17 protein-coding genes and 3 pseudogenes are annotated in these 21,457 nt (G+C 48.1%); 17 read left to right on the forward strand and 3 right to left on the reverse strand.

Translation table 11 applies throughout. The features are described from left to right. From C6P61_RS11345 to C6P61_RS11375, 7 genes are all read left to right on the forward strand, one after another. The coding region (locus C6P61_RS11345) for a nucleotide sugar dehydrogenase (protein ID WP_105730050.1) at positions 1–788 on the forward strand (788 nt) is incomplete at its 5' end. 91 nt (positions 789–879) lie between these two features. Next, positions 880–1,938 carry a dTDP-glucose 4,6-dehydratase gene (gene rfbB / locus C6P61_RS11350; protein WP_105730051.1) on the forward strand — a complete coding sequence of 353 codons (1,059 nt, stop codon included), beginning with the start codon at positions 880–882 and terminating at the stop codon, positions 1,936–1,938. Positions 1,939–1,956: 18 nt separating this feature from the next. Further along, complete coding sequence (gene rfbA / locus C6P61_RS11355; RefSeq protein WP_105730052.1) at positions 1,957–2,835, forward strand: glucose-1-phosphate thymidylyltransferase RfbA; 879 nt, start codon at positions 1,957–1,959, stop codon at positions 2,833–2,835. Positions 2,836–2,862: 27 nt separating this feature from the next. Further along, a complete protein-coding gene (gene vioA, locus C6P61_RS11360) occupies positions 2,863–3,975 on the forward strand; it encodes a dTDP-4-amino-4,6-dideoxy-D-glucose aminotransferase VioA (RefSeq protein WP_105730053.1) in 1,113 nt (370 codons plus the stop codon). After that, positions 3,975–4,439 (forward strand): MaoC family dehydratase, encoded by a 465-nt coding sequence (locus C6P61_RS11365; protein ID WP_105730054.1) that lies wholly within the window; start codon positions 3,975–3,977, stop codon positions 4,437–4,439. Before vioA ends, C6P61_RS11365 begins: the two co-directional genes overlap by 1 nt. Next, positions 4,436–5,332, forward strand: a complete 897-nt coding sequence (locus C6P61_RS11370; RefSeq protein WP_105730055.1) for an HpcH/HpaI aldolase/citrate lyase family protein — start codon at positions 4,436–4,438, stop codon at positions 5,330–5,332. Before C6P61_RS11365 ends, C6P61_RS11370 begins: the two co-directional genes overlap by 4 nt. Beyond that, the gene (locus C6P61_RS11375; protein WP_105730056.1) at positions 5,329–5,982 is read left to right on the forward strand and encodes a PglD-related sugar-binding protein; all 654 of its coding nucleotides are present in this window, start codon (positions 5,329–5,331) and stop codon (positions 5,980–5,982) included. The genes C6P61_RS11370 and C6P61_RS11375 overlap by 4 nt, the downstream gene beginning before the upstream one ends. Before the next feature lie 154 nt (positions 5,983–6,136). Here C6P61_RS11375 and C6P61_RS11380 read toward each other — a convergent pair. Beyond that, positions 6,137–7,038, reverse strand: a pseudogene (locus tag C6P61_RS11380) (IS630 family transposase). Between the two features lie 836 nt (positions 7,039–7,874). Between C6P61_RS11380 and C6P61_RS11385 the strand changes: the two are divergent. From C6P61_RS11385 to C6P61_RS11395, 3 genes and pseudogenes are all read left to right on the forward strand, one after another. After that, positions 7,875–9,323: a lipopolysaccharide biosynthesis protein gene (locus C6P61_RS11385; RefSeq protein WP_105730057.1), complete on the forward strand. Its 1,449-nt coding sequence runs from the start codon at positions 7,875–7,877 to the stop codon at positions 9,321–9,323. Next, positions 9,320–10,372, forward strand: a complete 1,053-nt coding sequence (locus C6P61_RS11390) for a glycosyltransferase (protein WP_105730058.1) — start codon at positions 9,320–9,322, stop codon at positions 10,370–10,372. Before C6P61_RS11385 ends, C6P61_RS11390 begins: the two co-directional genes overlap by 4 nt. A gap of 178 nt (positions 10,373–10,550) precedes the next feature. After that, positions 10,551–11,011 (forward strand): annotated as a pseudogene (locus C6P61_RS11395) (integrase core domain-containing protein); the annotation flags it as partial. A 46-nt stretch (positions 11,012–11,057) separates the two neighbouring features. Here the strand turns inward: C6P61_RS11395 and C6P61_RS11400 are convergent. Next, the gene (locus C6P61_RS11400) at positions 11,058–12,092 is read right to left on the reverse strand and encodes an IS630 family transposase (RefSeq protein WP_105730060.1); all 1,035 of its coding nucleotides are present in this window, start codon (positions 12,090–12,092) and stop codon (positions 11,058–11,060) included. A gap of 269 nt (positions 12,093–12,361) precedes the next feature. Between C6P61_RS11400 and C6P61_RS11405 the strand changes: the two genes are divergently transcribed. Next, entirely contained in the window at positions 12,362–13,468 is a 1,107-nt protein-coding gene (locus C6P61_RS11405) for a glycosyltransferase family 4 protein (protein ID WP_105730061.1), read from the forward strand. A 149-nt stretch (positions 13,469–13,617) separates the two neighbouring features. Beyond that, positions 13,618–14,364 (forward strand): annotated as a pseudogene (locus C6P61_RS11410) (IS110 family RNA-guided transposase); the annotation flags it as partial. 247 nt (positions 14,365–14,611) lie between these two features. On the opposite strand, the gene C6P61_RS18180 reads toward C6P61_RS11410, so the two are convergent. Further along, on the reverse strand, positions 14,612–14,707 hold the full coding sequence (locus C6P61_RS18180; protein ID WP_425319750.1) for a DUF6444 domain-containing protein: 96 nt from the start codon (positions 14,705–14,707) through the stop codon (positions 14,612–14,614). Positions 14,708–15,465: 758 nt separating this feature from the next. Between C6P61_RS18180 and C6P61_RS17725 the strand changes: the two genes are divergently transcribed. The 5 genes from C6P61_RS17725 (at position 15,466) to wecB (ending at position 21,452) form a co-directional block, all read left to right on the forward strand. Then, positions 15,466–16,791 carry an O-antigen polymerase gene (locus tag C6P61_RS17725; RefSeq protein ID WP_146115042.1) on the forward strand — a complete coding sequence of 442 codons (1,326 nt, stop codon included), beginning with the start codon at positions 15,466–15,468 and terminating at the stop codon, positions 16,789–16,791. Beyond that, positions 16,769–17,953, forward strand: a complete 1,185-nt coding sequence (locus tag C6P61_RS11415) for a glycosyltransferase (protein WP_105730062.1) — start codon at positions 16,769–16,771, stop codon at positions 17,951–17,953. Before C6P61_RS17725 ends, C6P61_RS11415 begins: the two co-directional genes overlap by 23 nt. Before the next feature lie 169 nt (positions 17,954–18,122). Next, on the forward strand, positions 18,123–19,166 hold the full coding sequence (locus C6P61_RS11420; protein WP_105730063.1) for a polysaccharide biosynthesis protein: 1,044 nt from the start codon (positions 18,123–18,125) through the stop codon (positions 19,164–19,166). Between the two features lie 4 nt (positions 19,167–19,170). After that, positions 19,171–20,298 (forward strand): UDP-2-acetamido-2,6-beta-L-arabino-hexul-4-ose reductase, encoded by a 1,128-nt coding sequence (gene wbjC / locus C6P61_RS11425; RefSeq protein ID WP_105730064.1) that lies wholly within the window; start codon positions 19,171–19,173, stop codon positions 20,296–20,298. Positions 20,299–20,321: 23 nt separating this feature from the next. Next, positions 20,322–21,452: a non-hydrolyzing UDP-N-acetylglucosamine 2-epimerase gene (gene wecB, locus C6P61_RS11430; RefSeq protein WP_105730065.1), complete on the forward strand. Its 1,131-nt coding sequence runs from the start codon at positions 20,322–20,324 to the stop codon at positions 21,450–21,452. The last annotated feature ends 5 nt before the right edge of the window (positions 21,453–21,457 follow it).

Here is a 21,457-nt window from a genome sequence, read left to right on the forward strand (position 1 = left end):
CGCGCGCCCAGTACGGCACGAATCAGCTGATCTTCAGCCCCGAGTTCCTGCGCGAGGGCAAGGCACTGCACGACAACCTGTATCCGAGCCGGATCGTGGTTGGCGAGGACTCCGAGCGCGCGCGCGTCTTTGCCGGCCTGCTGCAGGCCGCCGCGATCAAGACCGACATCCCGCTGCTGTTCACCGGCAGCACCGAGGCCGAGGCGATCAAGCTGTTCGCCAACACCTACCTGGCGCTGCGCGTGGCCTATTTCAACGAGCTCGACAGCTACGCTGCCAGCCACGGTCTGGACACGCGCCAGATCATCGACGGCATCAGCCTCGACCCGCGCATCGGCAGCCACTACAACAACCCGAGCTTCGGCTACGGCGGCTACTGCCTGCCCAAGGACACCAAGCAGCTGCTGGCCAACTACCAGGATGTGCCACAGACGCTGATCAGCGCGATCGTCAGCGCCAACAGCACGCGCAAGGACTTCATCGCCGACGACATCCTGCGTCGCCAACCCAAGGTGGTCGGAGTCTACCGCTTGGTCATGAAGGCAGGCAGCGACAACTTCCGCGCCAGCAGCGTGCAGGGGGTGATGAAGCGACTCAAGGCCAAGGGCGTCAAGGTCACCGTCTACGAACCGGTGCTAGAGCAGGACGACTTCTTCGGCTCCGAGGTGGTGCGCGACCTGGGCCGCTTCAAGCGCGAATGCGACGTGATCGTCGCGAATCGCCAGACCGCCGATCTCGACGACGTGAGCCAGAAGGTCTACACGCGCGACCTGTTCGGCAACGACTAGACGCACATGATATCAGTAGCCAACGACTACTAAATACCTGCTGTCAAATGGCAGAACTGAAGCAACCAATACATTTACTTCAAAAAATATTATGATCTTTGTCACCGGCGGCGCCGGCTTCATCGGCAGCAATTTCGTACTCGACTGGCTTAGCGCATCTGATGAGCCCGTCATCAACCTCGACAAGCTGACCTACGCCGGCAACCTCGAGAACCTGGCTTCGCTCCAGGGCAACCCCAACCATGTCTTTGTCCAGGGCGACCTCGGCGACCGCGAGCTGGTCGACCGACTGCTGGCCGAACACCGTCCGCGCGCCGTGCTCAACTTCGCCGCCGAAAGCCATGTTGACCGCAGCATCCACGGCCCCGAGGACTTCATCCAGACCAACATCCTCGGCACCTTCCGCCTGCTGGAGTCGGTGCGCGCCTACTGGTCGGCGCTGCCAGCCGATGACAAGGCGGCGTTTCGCTTCCTGCACGTCAGCACTGACGAGGTCTATGGCACGCTGTCGAAGGAAGATCCGCCCTTCGCCGAGGACCACCGCTACGAGCCCAACAGCCCATATTCGGCTTCCAAGGCAGCCAGCGACCATCTGGTGCGCGCCTGGCACCACACCTACGGCCTGCCGGTGCTGACCACCAACTGCAGCAACAACTACGGCCCCTACCACTTCCCCGAGAAGCTGATCCCGCTGATGATCGTCAATGCCCTGGCCGGCAAGCACCTGCCGGTCTACGGCGACGGCATGCAGATCCGCGACTGGCTCTACGTCAAGGACCATTGCAGCGCGATCCGCCGCGTGCTCGAAGGCGGCCGCCTGGGCGAAACCTACAACGTCGGCGGCTGGAACGAGAAGCCCAACATCGAGATCGTGCAGCGGGTCTGCGCCCTGCTCGACGAGCTGCGCCCCAAGGCCGACGGCAACTCCTACGCGACCCAGATCACCTATGTGACCGACCGCCCGGGCCATGACCGCCGCTACGCGATCGACGCGCGCAAGATCGAGCGCGAGCTGGGCTGGAAGCCGGCCGAGACCTTCGAGACCGGCATCCGCAAGACGGTCGAATGGTATCTGGCCAATCCGGACTGGGTCGCCCATGTGCAAAGCGGCAGCTACCGCGACTGGGTCGCCAAGCAATACGCCGCCTAAGAAAAAATAGGGAACAACATGAATAAGCAACGTAAAGGCATCATTCTCGCCGGAGGCTCCGGTACCCGACTGCACCCGGCCACGCTTGCGATCAGCAAGCAGTTGCTGCCGGTCTACGACAAGCCAATGATCTACTACCCGTTAAGCACGCTGATGCTGGCGGGGATCCGCGAGGTACTGGTCATCAGCACACCGCAGGACACGCCGCGCTTCCAGCAGTTGCTCGGCAACGGTTCCAAATGGGGCATGAACATCGAGTATGCAGTCCAGCCCAGCCCTGATGGCTTGGCTCAGGCCTTCATCATAGGCGAGTCTTTCCTGGCCGAGGCACCTAGCGCGCTAGTGCTGGGCGACAATATTTACCATGGTCACGATTTCCAACCGCTGTTGAAATCAGCCGATGCACAGCAGCATGGAGCGACCGTGTTCGCCTACCATGTAAACGATCCAGAGCGCTATGGCGTAGTCGAATTTAATATTGCAGGCAAAGCCATCAGCATCGAAGAAAAACCCGTCACACCCAAATCCAGCTATGCCGTCACCGGCCTCTACTTCTACGACAGCCAAGTGGTTGAAATCGCCAAGGCGGTCAAGCCCAGTTCGCGTGGCGAGCTCGAGATCACCTCGATCAACCAAACCTATCTTGAGCAAGGTAGCCTGACGGTGCAGACCATGGGCAGAGGCTACGCCTGGCTCGACACCGGCACCCACGACAGTCTACTTGAGGCGGGTCAGTTCATCGCTACGCTTGAGAAGCGCCAAGGCCTGAAGGTAGCCTGTCCAGAAGAGATCGCCTGGCGCAGCGACTGGATCGACGATGCACAGCTTCAATGCCTGGCCGATCCACTGAAGAAGAACGGGTACGGTAAATACATGCTGTCTTTGCTCAATAAATAAAAATATTCATACTAATAAATAAAAATCATGAACAAACCTATTTACGTTACTCAACCCTACCTCCCACCGCTGGAAGAATTCACTCCCTACCTAGAAAAAATTTGGGCCAACAAAGTGTTGACCAATGGTGGCCCTTTCCACCAACAACTGGAACAGGCCTTGTGTGAATATCTAGGTGTCAAACATGTGGCACTGTTTTCCAACGGAACCTTAGGACTCATCACTGCTCTTCAGTCATTGCGAATAACAGGTGAAGTTATCACCACACCGTATTCGTTTGTCGCAACAGCACACTCGCTACTCTGGCACGGAAACAAACCAGTATTTGTAGACATAGATCCAAATACGTTAAATATAGATCCAAGCAAGATTGAGGCAGCTATTACACCACAAACTACAGCAATCATGCCTGTGCATTGCTACGGGAATCCATGCGATGTAGTCAGTATCCAAAAAATTGCAGACAACTACAATTTGCGTGTCATATATGACGCGGCACATGCTTTTGGTGTAAAAGACGAAGGTGGCAGCATTCTCCGTCATGGTGACTTATCGGTCCTGAGTTTCCACGCCACAAAAGTGTTCAACACCTTCGAAGGTGGAGCAATAATTTGTCCAGATGAAAAAACAAAACAACGAATAGATCACTTAAAGAATTTCGGATTCGTAAACGAGACAACTGTAGTAGCACCCGGAATAAATGCAAAAATGAGCGAAATCAACGCAGCCTTTGGACTACTGCAGTTGAAGCATATCGATCATGTCATGCAACGAAGGCGCGCCATTGATACAATTTATCGAAATGAATTAGAGGCAGTTCCAGGAATTAAGTGCTTACCTCAAGCTGGACAAAAAGTAGCCAACTACTCATATTTTCCTATTTTAGTCAATGAAAATTACCCAATATCTAGGGATGATCTATATCAAAAATTAAAAGATGTAGGAATAAATTCAAGAAGATACTTCTACCCACTAATTTCCAACTTTAGCATGTATCGGGGCATCAGTTCAGCAGAACCCAAGAATCTTCCCGTAGCCAACACTGCAGCAAATCAGGTAATCTGCCTTCCGATCTATCCAAACCTAACAGACATAGAAGCGACAAGAATAGCAAAAGAAATAGTCAAAGGGGCAAATTAATGATAAAAAGTGATTTCGGAAATTTCTACGAAGACTTCGATGTGGGCCAAAATATAAGCCACGCACTCTCAAAAACAATATTTGAATCAGATAATAACTTATTTTCTCTGCTAACCATGAATCATCATCCGATTCATACAAATGCAGACTACGCTTCCAGACAGCAACACCAAAAAATACTCGTAGTTGGCACACTTGTGTTTAGCTTAGCAGTTGGCCTTACTGTCCCCGACATAAGCGGGAAAGCAATAGCCAATTTAAATTACGAGGAAATTCTACACAAGGGACCAGTTTTTATTGGCGACACAATATATGCCAAAACTGAAGTTCTTGAAAAAAGAGAGTCCAACACAAAAAATGACCGCGGAATAATAAAAGTAAGAACAAATGTTTTCAACCAAGAAAACATGATAATTTTAATTTTCACAAGATCAGTTCTAGTCAAAAAGAGGGAGGCGGCATGAGTTCTAATTACTTAATGCGGAGTTTAATGTTTGTACCCGGACACAATGAACAACTTTTAAGAAAATCAGCAACAAGCGAAGCAGATGTTTTATTGCTAGATATAGAAGACTCTGTTCAACCAAGATGTAACAAAATATTAGCAAGGCAACTAATAGAAAAATTACATACTGACGGAATATTTGCGAACAAGAAAATTTTCATCCGAATAAACGATAGAGAAAGCGGGGAACTAATAGATGATATTCTATCTATGACCATAAGTGGCATAGAAGGTTTTGTATATCCAAAATCCAACAACTCGGAAGATATATTTTTTATTGACAAATTACTTGAATCAATAGAATACAAAAAAAAACTTGAAATAGGGACATTCAAACTAATTCCACTCATTGAAACTTCTGGAGCCGTATTAAATGCATTAAGCATTGCAAAATCCTCAAAAAGAATTGTCGCAATTGCATATGGATGCGAAGATTTTTTAACAGACCTTCAGGGCACACATGATCTGGAAGAAATGGCATTGCAAGTTCCTAGGTCAATGATAGCAATGGCTGCACGCGCTGCAGGCGTAACGCCGATAGATACCGTACACATACAAGTACATGATCTTGAAGATTTAAATAAAAACCTTAAAATTGCCAAAACTCTTGGTTTTGAGGGGATGCTCGTATTGAACCCCAAGGAAATACCACTTGTACATCAGTACTTCTCACCTACAGATCAGGAAGTAGAAAAAGCCAAGGAAATAGTTGAATTAGCTGAAGCATCAATTTTGAGCGGAGTCGGGGTAGCAATTATCAAAGGAAAATTTGTTGGACCACCTCTTCTGCAGGGTGCTAAGAAAATTTTAAATAAAAATTATTTGATAAATAACAAAGGGGCTATTGAATGAAAAAATTGGTTATATTTGGTGGCAGTGGAATAGGCATGATCGCAGCAAGCATAGCCGAAGACATTGGATCACATGAGGTCCTTGGGTTCTTAAACGATGTAATTCCCGAAGGAAACAAAATAGGAAAATACAAGAAATATCCAGTAATAGGAAAAACTGAAAAATATCTAGAACTCCTTGCCGACCAAAGTATTGAGTTTTTTATTGCCTACGTTGGACTGCAGAACGAGAAAGAAACCTTTGAAAAAATAAAAGAATTTAAAATACCAAAAGAAAGATGGGCAACCTTAATACATCCATCAGCTATCATACCCAAAAATTTTTGCTCTATTGGTAATGGGGTCTTGATAGCACCACTTGCACAACTATCACCTGACGTCACATTAAATGATCACTGCATCCTTTTGGCCAACTCATTCGTAGGGCACGATAGCACTATAGATTTCTTTGCACATGTAGCTACAAATGGCGTAGTAGGTGCAAACGTTCACGTAGGAAAGGCAGTACATGTTGGCAGCAACGCTACAATACGAGAAAAAATAAGAGTAGGCGATTTTGCACTAATAGGCTCAGGGTCCGTAATCTTGAATGATGTACCATCAAACTCTATCTTCATAGGAAATCCTGGGAAGTTACTACGCCAAAAATAACAGCAATTAATTAATATTTATATTGGTGCCATTTTTAGTAACTTATGGAACAGTCATACCCCACTCATTTGTCATTTTTTTGTGGAGAGCAACATGGCCGACGTTTTCCGTAGCCATCTCGACCAGATGATTACTAAGGTTTCGGAAAAAATTGTTACATTCGAGCGTACAGGCACTCGCTATGGCCAAAGAACGATCTGACCAGCTTCGGCAACTTCTGGATGCGGGGCAAGGTGCCGAGAGCTAACCGCTTCATCTCGTCCTTGGATTCGACGAATTGGCTGCTAACGCGCCGCTTGACATGAGCCCAGACCTGCGCCTCCGGGTTGAGTTGGGGCGAGTACCGCGGCAAGAGGAACAGTTGGAGTTGGCCGGCCTGGCTCTCGAGTGCAGCATGAAGCAGAACTCGCCCTTGGGACTCATCGCCGAGAGCATGTTGAGCGAGAAGCGCCGGTCAGTGGCCGTCACCACGGGCGTCTGTCCCGCAGGTGCCCAGGTAGTGCCCGTGTGATAGTCCGAACGGATGCCCGCCTCATCGGCAAAGTACACCGTCGCACCGAGCGCTCGTGCCTGCTGCTTGATGGCGGAAAACTCATCGGTTTCCCACTTGCGCACCCGCTCAGGGTCTTGTTGCCAGGCACGGTAGGGCGGTTTCTGCACCGTGATACCCAGCAGCAACATGACACGGCTGACCGAGGACAGAAACATGGTGTGGCCAAACTGGCGTCGGATCATCTCGCGCAGGATCGACAGCGTCCACAGACCGACCTCGAAGCCGTCCTTCAGCGGCGTCTGGTCCGTCACGACGTGTGCCAGCGACTGCATCTGAGGCTCGTCGAGCTTGGGCGGTCGACCCGGAATCGGCTTGGCCTTGAGCGCTTGCTCACCGCCCTTATAGAAGTCGGCCAGCCAGCGAAAGACTGTGCGCATGCCGTAGGCGAATGCCAAGTCGGTCGCTTTCATGCCGGCTTTGGCCGCTTCGACGGCACGCAGGCGCATGGCTTCGAGCGTGGTATGGTCAAGCTTGCGGGCATCGGTTTTCTTTTCGCTGATCATGCCACGATTCTACGGAAGTAACTTTACTTTCGGAAAAGTTAGTAACCTAGGCCCTCCGCTAGTCATTCTGGACTCGCGCATGCCATGGTGAAACATCGAGGCTTCAGTGGCTCACCTCTTTACACGCAGCGTGAGATCTAGTCGATGTCAATCTGTTCGGCTCCGCCGCCAGTTTGGTGGGTGCCGGGATGCCGAAGGCGGACCGTCCACGGCCGTCGCTGCGCATGATGATCTCGCTGCTATATCTGAAGCACGCCCTCAACGAGAGTAACAAGGGAAGGGTCGAGCGTTGGGCCGAGACCCCAACCCCTGACTGTACCTTTGGAGGCTGGAGTATTTCAAGCACCGTTGATCCTGCGAACCGGCGGCCATTGACAAGTTACGCCGCTTCTAGCGAAGGAAGGCGTCGAGGAGTTACTCGCACTAACAATTAACGTGGCCGCCGCGCTCAGGCTGATCGCCAAGAAAAGCCTGAGGCCGGATCATCGACAGCACGGTGCAAAAAATGAGGTGGGCACACCTGACCGACAGTAAGTTGCTGGAGACGGCACTAGTAAAACTGTTCAAGACGGCCAAACAAGCCGGAATCTATCTCAAGCTGCTCCAGCTTCGTGATCGGCGAGATCAATCACGCCAAGGCCCACGAGTTACATCACGACATAGACCTCCGCATTGCGTATCGGTGCATGCTCAGATTCTGATTCAACTTTTGTTGCTTCATGTTCTCATTGTCTATCGATTCAGACTGGGTCGTTCACTACGAAAGCTGAATCCCAAACACTATCTATAACTCATTTCAAATATTAAAAATTCAGTAAAAACATATAAAAATTAAAATGTCACTAACAAAAAAAACAACGCTCGGAATATTTTGGAATTTTACAGATCAATTGCTCCGACGAGGAATAACATTAGCCACAACATTATTGCTGGCATATATTCTTTCGCCGGAATCTTATGGCCTCATCTCGATTATCGCAGTATTTACTGCCATCGCGACAGGCTTAATGGACTCAGGATTTCGCCAAGCCATAATACGACTGAAAACTGTAACAGACGTTGACTTAGACACGGCATTTTATGCAAACTTGATACTTGGTGTTATCGCCTATTTATTATTATATTTATCAGCGCCTCATATTTCAAATTACTACCAAGAACCAAAACTAACGATTTTAATTAAAATAATGGGATTGACAGTATTAATTGATGCCTTTCAGGTAGTTCAACAGTCAATCTTACACCGCCAACTGAATTTCAAGAATCAACTAAAAGCAAGTTTCCCAGCCGCTCTAGGCTCATCATTAATTTCTATCGGACTAGCCATATTGGGAGCCGGCGTATGGTCGTTGGTTTTTCAAATGCTTACATCGAGTCTAATAACAGTATTAATTCTATGGAGAATAAGCGAATGGCGCCCCGGTAGGAATTTCACTTATGCATCACTATGTAACATGTATAGCTTTGGTTACAAATTGTTTCTATCAGGTATATTAGATACAATCTTTAAAAATTTATATATAATAATAATAGCAAAATTTTTCACAACATCAGTTGCAGGATTATATTTTTTTGCAGAAAAAATAAGAGAGCTAATATTAAGTCAACTAGTAGGTGCAATTCAAAACGTAACCTATCCCGCGCTCTCGAAAATTCAGGATGATAATGAAAAGTTAAAATCAGGATATCGTAAAATTATTGCGATAACCACCTTTGTGCTTTTTCCAACATTATCACTATTAGCCGCACTTGCACAACCCTTGTTTGAGATACTTTTGCCAAGCAAATGGTTGCCTGCCGTTCCATACCTTCAACTACTCTGCTTTTCCGGCTTTTTATATCCACTGCACAGTATAAATCTAAATATATTAAAGGTAAAAGGCAGATCAGATTTATTTCTGCAACTAGAAATAATTAAAAAAATATTGATCGCCGCAATGATATATTTTACGTACAAGCACAACATTGAAATTATATTAATTGGTCAAATATTGACCTCAATTATCTCATACATACCCAATAGCTATTTTTCATCAAAATTAATAAACTACTCAATTAAGGAACAAATAGCGGACTTCGTTCCTGCACTTGCTTTATCATTATCTATAGGAATTTTAGTTCACTATTCCGCAACTACAATAAGACTACCGCCTACTTTGCAATTAATCTTACTTGGCGGATTGGGCGCGGCAATGTACGTGATCTCCGCATACTTTTTGCGGTTACAAGCTTGCATTCTTGCTTTTTCGATTATCAAGGCTAAACTATTTCATAAATCCAAATGAGAAATTTGCGCACACAAGAAAAAATAATAGCCACTTGGAACAAAAAATATCAAGAGCCTTTAGTTAGCATATGCTGTATTACGTACAACCACGAGTCGTATATTGAAGATGCTATCAGAGGATTTTTAGAGCAAGAAACAGAATTTCCTTACGAAATACTAATTCATGATGATGCATCAACAGATGACACCGCAAAAATCATAAAAGATTATGAATTAAAATACCCAAATATTATCAAAGCAATATATCAAATAGAAAATCAGTACTCAAAAGGCATAAGACCATCTATTTTTAATTACGAACGAGCAAAAGGCAAATACATAGCTCTATGCGAAGGTGATGATTACTGGACATGCGACGATAAACTAAGAATCCAAATTCAAATACACGAAAGTAATCCTGACATTAAAATGTCTTTTCATTCTGCAATCCTTGTGAACGAAAAAACAAGCTTTAAAAGAGAGATTGGAAAATACAGAAATGACTCAGGAATCGTCCCAGTTGATCAAATAATTCAAAAAAAATTCGGGCAAATACCAACAGCATCCACTATTATTCAAAAATCTGCTATAGATAGCTTCATCGATTTTGAAAAATCAAATAAGCATTTAACAGTAGGTGATATTTATATACATTTTTTTGGTGCGCACCCCAATGGAGCATTTTATTTGAATGCATCGAAAAGTGTATATAGAGTTCTCACGCCCGGGTCATGGACAGAAACGCACAATAATTCATTTTCAAAAAGAATGGGGCATCTAGATTCAGCAATAAACGCATTTGAATCTCTTGACAACATTTCAAATAGAATATACTCCTCTTCACTAAAATCGGCGATAGAAAAGAGAATATTGAGCACAGCCATTTCGCCACAAATTCGTATAAATGAAAAACTAGATATATTCAGAAAATATAAAAATAGGCTATCTATCAAGAATAAAATATCGCTCATCATTATTACACTTTTACCGTTAGATTTTATTAAAAAGATCAATGATGTAAGGAAAAAATTACTACTAAATTTTAAAAAAATTTTTATGGACTCTTGATATGAATATCGATGAAAAACCGGCACTCGCAAGCCTAAAGCAAAGCAACGCTGATCAGCAATTTCTAATTTTGGCCTAAGTGGTACAGTCAAAGGTTGGGGCCCGGTATCTGTTCAGTCCCGTCACTGCAGGCCCAGCGAACCCGCACCGAGTTGCGTTTTGACTGATCGCTATGATCCATAGCGCCAGTGCTATCAAAAAAACTCGAGGCGATCTTCCCAAAGGACGAGGGCGAATGGCAGCACTCGACCACAAGCCCTTACTGGACGACGACAACGACTCCACGCTCAAGGCCACCACGGTGCTGGTGATGCTGCACTGGCGTGACGTCAAGCCTTCGTACTCGCGTCCGTGCATGAGCGATGACAACGCCTTCATCGAGTCACTGTTCCGCACCGCCAAGTACCGGCCCGAATTCCCAATGCGCGGCTTTGCCGACCTGCAGGCGGCGCGGGATTGGGCGGCGCAGTTCGTGCACTGGTACAACAACCACGGGCACCTGCACAGCAGGTATCCGCTACGTGAGCCCTGCGGCACGACACGAAGGGCATGACCACCAGATCCTGGCGGCCAGATGGGGTCTATGAACGCGACCGTCAGCGGCACCCGTCGCGCTGGCGTCAGCATACGCGCAGTTGGTAACCCATCGGCGCCGTCAAACTTACTAAGTTTTCGGAAAGAATTGTCACATCCGAGCGTACAGGCACTCGTTATGCCCAAAGAACGACTTGACCAGCTTTGGCAACTTCTGGATGCGCCGCAAGGCGCCCAGAGCCAGTCGCTTCATCTCGTCCTTGGATTCGACGAACTGGCTGCTGACGCGTCGCTTGACATGCGCCCAGACCTGCTCGTCGGGGTTGAGCTGGGGCGAGTACGGCGGCAGGAAGAACAACTGAAGCTGGCCGGTCTGGCTCTCGATGTACTGCCGCACCAACGCGGACTTGTGCACGGGGTGGCCGTCGACCACCACGAACACCGGATTCGTAGCACCCACCATCAGGCGTTGCAGGAAGGTCTTGAAGACCGGGGCGGTGACGGTGCCGTCGTGCAGCATGAAACGGAACTCGCCCTTGGGACTCACCGCCGAGAGCATGTTGAGCGAGAAGCGCCGGCCGGTGGCCGTCACCACGGGCGTCTGTCCCGCCGGTGCCCAGGTCGTGCCCGTGTGATAGTCAGAACGGATGCCTGCCTCATCGGCAAAGAATACCGTTGCGCCTTGTTCTCTGGCTTGCTTCTTGATGGCAGGAAACTCCTCGGTTTCCCATTTCCGCACCCGCTCGGGGTCTTGTTGCCAGGCACGGTACAAAGGTTTCTGAACGGTGATACCCAGCAGCGACATCACACGGCTGACCGAGGACAGGGCCATCGTCTGGCCGAACTGGCGTCGGATCAACTCGCGCAGGATCGACAGCGTCCACAGCCCGACCTCGAAGCCGTGCTGCAGCGGCGTCCGGTCCGTTACGGCCTGTGCCAGCGACTGCATCTGGGGTTCGGCGAGCTTGGGCGGGCGACCCGGAATCGGCTTGGCCTTGAGCGCTTGCTCGCCGCCCTTGTAGTAGTCGGCCAGCCAACGAAAGACCGTGCGACGATGCACGCCGTAGGCGAGAGCGAGGTCGGTCGCCTTCATACCGGCTTTGGTCGCTTCGATGGCACGCAGGCGCATGACTTCAAGGGTGGCATGGTCAAGCTTGCGGGCGTCGGTCTTCTTGTCGGTGGTCATCCCACGATTCTACGAAAGTGACTTTACTTGCGGAAACCTTAGTAACCCTGAGCGCGATGCAGTGGTCGAAAGAATCCAGTTGAATCACGATAAACAGCGATTGGCTGCATGAAATGGACGACATCTACCTTGACGCGCGCCGGAGATCAACCAGTAGCATATAGTGCAAGTTGCGTATTCAAACTTGCTTTGGCTGTGATTTTTGGACACCCTCTAAGAATTGCGTAACAAATTCTCGATTTCATTGAAATTTTCATTCAATAAACATCATGCAAACATCAAAGAATAACATTATTGTTATCCAGCCTGCTCTACCCGCATACAGAATAAATTTCTTTGATAAATTATATGAAAAATTAGATGAAAGACTCAAGGTTTACTACTCCAACTCCGATCTTGGTATATTAACAAGTGAAAAATCAAAAAAAAAGTGGGCATTAGAGATAGGGAAAATGCAAACCATAATTCCTGGAGTATTTTGGCAAAAAGATGCACTCACTATTCAACTCAGGAAAAATGATATTTTAATTGTGTCAGGTGATGCTCGATGCATATCAACAATTTTACTACTTGTTCGAGCAAGAATTATTGGTTTGAAAACCATATGGTGGGGGCAACTATGGAGTGCAAGTACAAAAAAGCACCGATTCTTCATCAGGCTACTTTTAATGAAATTAGCACACTCTATCATATTTTACACTGACAAAGAAGTGGCGCAATATTTAAACTCATATGGAAATAAAGACGCCAGACCAATTAATGCACTAAACAATGGTATCGACATAAAACCAATCAAAGAAATAAGATTAAAGTATGAATCAAAAAATAGGGATAAAGAAATTTTATTTATCGGTAGGGTTACAGCCAAATCAAACTTAAAAATACTTATAGACGCACTCACAGAACCCGCACTAAACAACACAAAACTGCATATTATTGGCGAAGGCTCAGAATCAGAAAATATAAAGCAACTAATAATTAAATTAAATTTATCCGATAGAATATTCTGGCACGGAGCAACTACCGATGAACATAATATAGCAAGTATTGCAAATAAGTGCTCCATTTTTGTTTATCCAGGCAGCGTTGGCCTTAGCCTTATACACGGAATGGCATACGGTCTTCCAGCAGTAGTTCACAATGACACAACAAAGCATATGCCAGAAATTTCCGCATTTATTGACGGCCTGACTGGAATGAGCTTCATCAAAGATAGTCACTTGGATCTGGCCAAAACATTAAAATTAATTTTGTTTAATGAAAAAAAACTAAACGATATGTCAGATAAATCTATAAATCAAGTCGATAATTTTTTTAATACCGACCAAATGGCAAATCGCTTTCTAAATTCGGTACTGCATTTTGATAAAAACTAGTATTTACTGAATTTCCAAAAATAGCGTCACTTCGTGAAATCAAAAAATATTCATGACTGAAGTGCAATACCTGCCACCCCCTGCGTCAGAATAGTTTTCGCGTCCATCGAACTCTATACTCGGGAGTTATAATAGAAGCGTAGACTTTCCTGAACGAGCATGGCAAGGTCGCGTTGAAGAAGCAACTGCGGCGTGACCAGATAGCCATCTTCTTCGTCAACCTGCCACCGTGCCTGATCGGCACGGAGGCCTGCGGTAGTGCCCACCACTGGGCCCGCAAACTGCAGGGCATAGGCCACACCGTTCGTCTGATGGCCCCCCAGTTCGTCAAGCCGTATGTCAAAACCAACAAGAACGATGCAGCCGACGCAGAGGCTATCTGCGAAGCAGTAGGCCGCCCGAACATGCGCTTCGTTCCCGTCAAGAATGTCGAGTGACAGGCAGTGCTCGCCTTGCACAGAGTGCGCCAAGGTTTCGTGAAGGCCCAAACTGCACAGGCCAACCAGATCCGCGGACTGCTCGGTGAATTCGGAATCATCATTCCGCAGGGCATCGGCTACATAGCATCACGGGTGCCTGACCTGATTGAGGATGCCAGCAACAAGTTGCCCGGTACGTTTCGCATGCTTGTGCAACGCCTGCTGGATCATCTCAAGGAATTGGATCGCCAGGTTGACGAACTCGAGGCGCAACTCCAGGCGTGGCACCGCAGCAGCAAACTCAGTTGCAAGCTCGCGCAAGTCCCCGGCATAGTACCGATCACCGCCAGTGCGCTGCTTGCCTCCATCGGAGATGCCAAGAGCTTCCATAGCGGCCGTCAGGTGGCTGCATGGCTGGGCCTCGTGCCAAGGCAGCACTCCTCTGGAGGCAAATCCAATCTGCTAGGCATGAGCAAGAGTTGAACACCATCTTCTCACCCACGAGGGGTGATCTCAAAGTTACTTTTTAAAACGCTAAAGAACGTACTCGATCACCACCGGATCGATGCGCGGCAAATCAAAGACCTGGTGCCGAATCGCTTTGCCCGAATCCACCTCGACCAGTGCGCCACAGCCTTCACATTGACTAGGCGGCGGGCACTCGACCCGGTGATGAACCTAGTCCTCGGCCAGCATCTCCCTGTGAGTCCCCTTGTGCCCAGGCTCACCGCCCGCACGCTTGCCGCTCTTGGGCCGTGGTCGGGGCGGGCATACCTGGACCGTCGCTCGACGGGGGCTTGGACGAGTTGCGCGAGTCCAGATGACCCGCTCTTCCAAGGCGCTGAGCCGGTCCATCAACTGTGGTTCTGGCTGCGCAGCAACTCCAGGATCATGTTGTGACACGCAGGCACGTTCTCGGGCAGTTCGGGCAGTGGGATGACGCTGCGGGTCATGCTGGTCAGTCTAACTACAACTCAGTGCAGGGACGCTGGGGCTGTGCAGTGGGCTGAACAGATACCACAATGGAAGAACAAGTACGCTGACATTCGGTGGGCGAGTTCAAACGGGTCAAGGACCTGGAGGCCGAGAACAGTCGCCTAGAGCGGATGTGTGCGGAACAGGCGCTAATGTACTAGGCGATCAAGGATGTGCTGTCGCGAAAGTTGTAACGCCGACAGCTAAGAAAGCAGCGTTGGAGTGCCTAGTGGCTGAGCACTGCATCTCCCGCTGCAAAAGTTGCCGAATCGTGAGTTTCTTTCGGTTAAATTTGTACAAACCCAGGGTGTTTAACCAGGATGTCTCTAGCTTCAACTTGTCGACTTGACAGTGAAGTCGAAGCAGTCAGAAGCAGTCAGAAGCAGTCAGAAGCATCTTGATGCGATTAACGAGAAAATCAATAACCGGTCGCGCAAAGAACTTGGGTCAAGATAATCCTTGACTGATTACTACGAACTGCTCATGGAAAGCTATAAACACACCGCCCTAATCCATTAAAAAATGGGTTGCACTCAATATTAAACTCACTCCGTACGCTCGGATGTGACAATTATTTAAAAATCCAAACAATCAAAATCAAAAATGCTAAAAAAATTTCTTCTTGCATTAATAATTTCCATATTCTCCATCAAACACCTATTTGATGGAAGAAATTATAATGACTATCCAATAGTAGCCTTTTCTTTCGCGATAATAATAATACAATCACTATTTCTACTTATATTACCAAAAAGAAATGTCTCCCTATTTGGCATATATTATGTGTTTGCATTTATATTTTTTGGATATGCGCCATCGCTAGAATATATTAACGAAAAAATTCACGGCACAACACTTGGCTTCGATTCATCAGATTACTTAAGTTTGAATTTAATTATTATTATGATTAATTTTAGTTTTTATGTAACCGAAAGATTTTTATTGAAAAATAAACGCTCAGTACTCCAATTAGAACAAGTTTACATCTCTAGAAAAAATACTATTTATTTAATATCGCTATTGATTTTATCAATCATAGGAGTTTTATATACAAACTCATTTTCACTAGTAGGTGTATTTTTCAGAGGCGGCCTTGAAGGAGAATCTCTTACAGAAAGATACTCTCCAATCTCCCTTGTTGTATCGAATCTTTCGAGGATATCGTCTTTATTTATATTTATATTATTTTATACATCAAATAAAAACTGGAAATATAAATTTTTTTCATTCATTGGTTTAATATTTTGCTGCTTTCCAACTGGTATGTCTAGGTTTTTTGTGGCAGCCATATATGTCCCAGTAATTATTGTAATTTTTCCAAACTTGAGGTACGGGCAAAAAATTGCATATACTTTACTGGCATCACTATTTACAATATTCCCAATATTGGATAAATTTAGGCGCGCAAGTTCATTTGATTCTTTTAATACAAATTTATCCTCGGATTTTTTTATCGCTGGACATTTCGACTCATATCAAAACTTCATGCGAGTTATCCAGAAAAATATTGTCACCAATGGCGATCAGCTATTTGGAAATTTATTGTTTTTTATACCCAGAGAATTATGGAACGACAAACCAATAAGTAGCGGCGCCTTTATAGCAAGAAAACTAAACTATGGATTTGATAATATCTCAATGGCCTACTTCGCCGAAGGTTATATAAATTTCGGATACTTTGGAGTAATAATATACACACTAGCAATTCTTTACGCAATAAAAAGAATTGAAGAAAACTTAATTACTGCAGGCATAGCAAATACATATTTTTACATGTTCATGATTGGCTTTTTTTTGATGTTTCTTCGCGGGGATTTTTTAGTTGCCGTCACTTCACTCACCTCAATTGCCGCTGCTTTATTTTTGATTTACCCAATAATTTCATCTCACACCATATCCAAAAGAAATGCACTCCCCAAAAATTCATGAGTATCGAATTCTTATTAACGCATCTAACTTACATACAGGGGGCGGAGTTCAAGTAGCCACATCTTTTATTCATGAAATTAGTCAACTGGGCTCTTGTGATTTAAATTTAACAATTTTTGCATCTACAGCCGTCACAAACAATCTAAAAAAAATTAATTCTCCGTCTCTTCAGAGTTTGAAAATCACAACAATTGACACATTTGGAATTTCTGGTTTTTTCTCAAAATTAAATTCCGAACTAGTCAACTATAAGATTATTTTTACGATTTTCGGCCCAAATTATCTGCGGAGTAAAAAACAAATTCAGATCGTTGGATTCGCACAACCATGGATTATAGATAAAAGTGCTTACCAGATTTTCAGCATAAAAGATAAATTCAATTGGATGATCAAGTACGCCATTCAAGCACTTTTCTTTAAAAATGCAGACAAACTTGTCGTCGAATTGGAGCATGTCAAACATGGATTAATCAAAGCGAAAATTGCTGACGAAAAAAGCATCGAAGTTGTACGCAATTGTATTTCATCACTTTACTTAAACGCAAACAGTTGGGAACCAATTGAAAATAGAATAAACAAGAATAACTTTACTGTCGGCTATGTTGGGCGAGATTACCCTCACAAGAACACAAATATACTCCCATTTATCAAGGAAATTCTAAAAAACAAATACGCCCTAGATGTTGACTTTTGCGTCACCTTAACTAACAACGAGTGGTTAAATAAAACATCTGATTTCAAAAAAAATATTATTAATATAGGTGAACTATCTGTTTCGCAGTGCCCAAGTTTTTATCAGGCAGTTGATGCAGTTATTTTTCCAAGCCTACTCGAGTGTTTTTCTGCCACACCGCTCGAAGCTATGGTCATGAGAAAACCTCTATTTGCTTCCGACCGTGGCTTTGTACGAGATGTATGCAAAGATTTTGCTTTTTATTTTGATCCACTTAACCCTGAGTCTGCTGCCGACGTAATTGCAACATACATCAAAAAAAGAATAAGGAATGATACTGATCGTTTAGAAAAAGCACGTGCGCATGTCTTACAATTTTCTAATGCACGCGGTCGCGCTGAGCGTTACCTTGATATAATCCGAAATACTTTAGAGGAGCATGAAATCAAGTCAGAGATTTTAAATTCTCCAAGACAATTGTTAAAGTAAAATTTTTCAATTTCATGCAGCCAACCCCTATATGTTGCGATACAAATAAATTATTTCGGGTATCTCACAGCAATCAGAATCGAGCAGAAATTTCATCGATCAAATTACACAATGAAGTCCAGGGCACTCATAGAATTTATTAAATCCATCACACAGAAAGTATTCTATTTTGTTCAAAAATAAAACCCTCCTTATTACTGGTGGCACCGGTTCCTTCGGCAACGCCGTCCTCAAACGCTTCCTCGACACCGACATCAAGGAAATCCGCATCTTCAGCCGCGACGAGAAGAAGCAGGACGACATGCGCAAGCGTTACAACAACGCCAAGCTGAAGTTCTACATCGGTGACGTGCGCGACTCGCGCAGCGTGGAACAAGCCATGCGTGGCGTGGACTACGTGTTCCATGCCGCCGCGCTCAAGCAGGTGCCATCCTGCGAGTTCCACCCCATGCAGGCGGTGCGCACCAACGTGCTAGGTACCGAGAACGTGCTCGAAGCCGCGATTGGCGCCGGCGTCAAGCGCGTGGTCTGCCTGAGCACCGACAAGGCGGTCTACCCTATCAATGCCATGGGCATCTCCAAGGCCATGATGGAAAAGGTCATGGTCGCCGCCAGTCGCAACCTCGAAGGCACCAACACCGTGATCTGTGGCACCCGTTACGGCAACGTGATGGCGTCGCGTGGCTCAGTGATCCCGCTGTTCGTCGACCAGGTGTTTACGGCCAAGCCGATCACCGTCACCGACCCCAGCATGACTCGCTTCATGATGACGCTGGCCGATGCGGTGGACCTGGTGCTCTATGCCTTCGAGCATGGCAACAACGGCGACATCTTCGTCCAGAAGGCCCCGGCTGCTACTGTTGAGGTGCTGACCAAGGCCATTCTTGACCTGATGAACAGGCCCGAGCATCCGGTGCATGTCATGGGTACCCGCCACGGCGAAAAGCTCTACGAAGCGCTGCTGAGCCGCGAGGAAATGGCCTGTGCGCAGGACATGGGCGACTACTACCGCGTGCCGGCCGATGGTCGCGACCTGAACTACGCCAAGTTCGTCGAACAAGGCGAGCAGAAACTGACCCAGACCGCGCACGGCGAGGACTACAACTCGCACAACACCCAACGCCTGGATGTAGCCGGCATGAAGCAACTGCTGCTCAAGCTCGACTTCATGCACAAGATCGCTCGCGGCGAACACGCCGTGGCCGAGGAGTAAGTCCGTGAAGGTATTGATCACTGGCGCCAACGGTTTCGTCGGCAAGAACCTGCAACTGCACCTGGCCGAACGAAAGGACGTCGAGGTTGTCTGCTTCACGCGCGAGCATTCAGTAGCGCAACTGCCCGCCCTGCTGCAGGGCGTGGACTTTGTCTTTCACCTGGCAGGCATCAATCGCCCGCAGGACCCGGCGGAATTCGCCACCGGCAACGCCGATCTGACCCAGGCGTTGTGCAACGCCGTGGCTGAAATCGCTAAGGCATCCGGCAAGAAGGTGCCGGTGGTCTATACCTCGTCGACCCAGGCGGCACGCGACAACCCCTATGGTGTAAGCAAGCGCGGAGCTGAAGATGCTCTGTTAGCACTGCAACGCGACCACGGCGTGCCGGTGCATGTGTTCCGGCTGCCCAACGTGTTCGGCAAGTGGTGCAAGCCCAACTACAACTCGGCAGTCGCCACCTTCTGCCACAACATCGCGCGTGATCTTCCGATCCAGATCAACGATCCTGCTTCGCCGGTCACCTTGGTCTACGTCGACGATGTGATCGACCGCTTCGTGCAGCTGATGGATGGCGCTGATGCCGCCGTGGATGCGGAAGGCTTTGCCACCGTGACCCCGCAGTACAGCACCACCGTGGGCGAACTGGCGGGACTGATCCAGACTTTCAAGGACAGCCGTCAGACTCTGATGAGCGAACGCGTCGGTACCGGCCTGGTGCGCGCGCTCTACGCGACCTATGTGAGCTATTTGCCAGTGGAGGCCTTCACCTACACCGTGCCGATGTATGGCGACCCGCGTGGCGTCTTTGCCGAAATGCTCAAGACACCCGACTGCGGCCAGTTCAGCTACTTCACGGCGCACCCGGGCATCACGCGCGGCGGCCATTACCACCACAGCAAGACCGAGAAGTTCCTGGTGATCAAGGGCCAGGCGCGCTTCAAGTTCCGTCACATGCAGACCGGAGAATCGTACGAACTCGTGACCAGCGGCGCCAAGGCCGAGATCGTCGAAACCGTGCCGGGCTGGACCCACGACATCACCAATATCGGCAGCGACGAGATGATCGTTATGCTGTGGGCCAACGAGATCTTCGACCGGCAACGGCCTGACACCTTCGCCTGCCCGCTTTGAACTGCCCTGCCCCACAACAGAACATGAAAAAACTCAAAGTCATGACCGTGGTCGGTACCCGACCCGAAATCATCCGCCTGTCGCGCGTGCTAGCACGGCTGGACGAGCATTGCGAGCATGTGATCGTCCACACCGGCCAGAATTACGATTACGAACTCAACCAGATCTTCTTTGACGATCTGGGCATTCGCAAGCCGGACCATTTCCTGAACGCCGCTGGCGGCAGCGCAGCCGAGACGATCGGCAAGATAATTGCTGCTGTGGACGGCGTGCTGGTGAGCGAAAAGCCCGACGCCATGCTGGTGCTGGGCGATACCAACAGCTGCCTGTCGGTGATCCCGGCCAAGCGACGCAAGGTACCGATCTTCCACATGGAAGCCGGTAACCGCTGCTTCGACCTGCGCGTGCCGGAAGAAACCAACCGTCGCATCGTCGACCACACCGCCGACATCAACCTGACCTACAGCTCGATCGCACGCGAATACCTGCTGCGCGAGGGACTGCCGCCGGATCAGGTCATCAAGACCGGCAGCCCGATGTTCGAGGTGCTAACCCATTACCGCGCGGGCATCGAGGCATCGAATGTGCTGGAGCGTCTGGGCCTGGAAGCCGGCAAGTTCTTTGTAGTCAGCGCGCACCGCGAGGAGAACATCGACTCCGACACCAACTTCGGCAAGCTGGTGCAGACGCTCAACACCGTGGCCGAAACTTACGGCCTGCCGGTGATCGTGTCGACTCACCCGCGTACGCTCAAGCGCGTCGAGGCTACCGGCGCCAGATTCCACGAGCAGGTGCAACTGCTCAAGCCGCTGGGCTTTACCGACTACAACCAGCTGCAACTGTCGGCCAAGGCGGTGCTGTCGGACAGCGGCACGATCAACGAGGAGTCGTCGATCCTGAACTTCCCGGCGCTGAACCTGCGCGAGGCGCACGAGCGTCCAGAGGGCATGGAAGAAGCCGCCGTGATGATGGTCGGCCTGGAAGTCGAACGCGTCATGCAGGGCCTGGCCATCCTGGAAAGCCAGCCGCGCGGCCAGGAGCGCATGTTGCGCCAAGTCTACGACTACAGCATGCCCAATGTGTCAGACAAGGTGCTGCGCATCATCCACAGCTACACCGACTACGTGAATCGCGTGGTGTGGAAGAAATACTAAAATTT

This window comes from Malikia spinosa (genome assembly GCF_002980625.1).
GTDB classification, from domain to species: domain Bacteria; phylum Pseudomonadota; class Gammaproteobacteria; order Burkholderiales; family Burkholderiaceae_C; genus Malikia; species Malikia spinosa.

Coding starts and splice junctions, on each gene's coding strand:
- rfbB (WP_105730051.1), top strand. CDS start 880: ATGATCTTTGTCACCGGCGGCGCCGGCTTCATCGGCAGCAATTTCGTA.
- rfbA (WP_105730052.1), top strand. CDS start 1,957: ATGAATAAGCAACGTAAAGGCATCATTCTCGCCGGAGGCTCCGGTACC.
- vioA (WP_105730053.1), top strand. CDS start 2,863: ATGAACAAACCTATTTACGTTACTCAACCCTACCTCCCACCGCTGGAA.
- C6P61_RS11365 (WP_105730054.1), top strand. CDS start 3,975: ATGATAAAAAGTGATTTCGGAAATTTCTACGAAGACTTCGATGTGGGC.
- C6P61_RS11370 (WP_105730055.1), top strand. CDS start 4,436: ATGAGTTCTAATTACTTAATGCGGAGTTTAATGTTTGTACCCGGACAC.
- C6P61_RS11375 (WP_105730056.1), top strand. CDS start 5,329: ATGAAAAAATTGGTTATATTTGGTGGCAGTGGAATAGGCATGATCGCA.
- C6P61_RS11385 (WP_105730057.1), top strand. CDS start 7,875: ATGTCACTAACAAAAAAAACAACGCTCGGAATATTTTGGAATTTTACA.
- C6P61_RS11390 (WP_105730058.1), top strand. CDS start 9,320: ATGAGAAATTTGCGCACACAAGAAAAAATAATAGCCACTTGGAACAAA.
- C6P61_RS11400 (WP_105730060.1), bottom strand. CDS start 12,092: ATGACCACCGACAAGAAGACCGACGCCCGCAAGCTTGACCATGCCACC.
- C6P61_RS11405 (WP_105730061.1), top strand. CDS start 12,362: ATGCAAACATCAAAGAATAACATTATTGTTATCCAGCCTGCTCTACCC.
- C6P61_RS17725 (WP_146115042.1), top strand. CDS start 15,466: ATGCTAAAAAAATTTCTTCTTGCATTAATAATTTCCATATTCTCCATC.
- C6P61_RS11415 (WP_105730062.1), top strand. CDS start 16,769: ATGCACTCCCCAAAAATTCATGAGTATCGAATTCTTATTAACGCATCT.
- wecB (WP_105730065.1), top strand. CDS start 20,322: ATGAAAAAACTCAAAGTCATGACCGTGGTCGGTACCCGACCCGAAATC.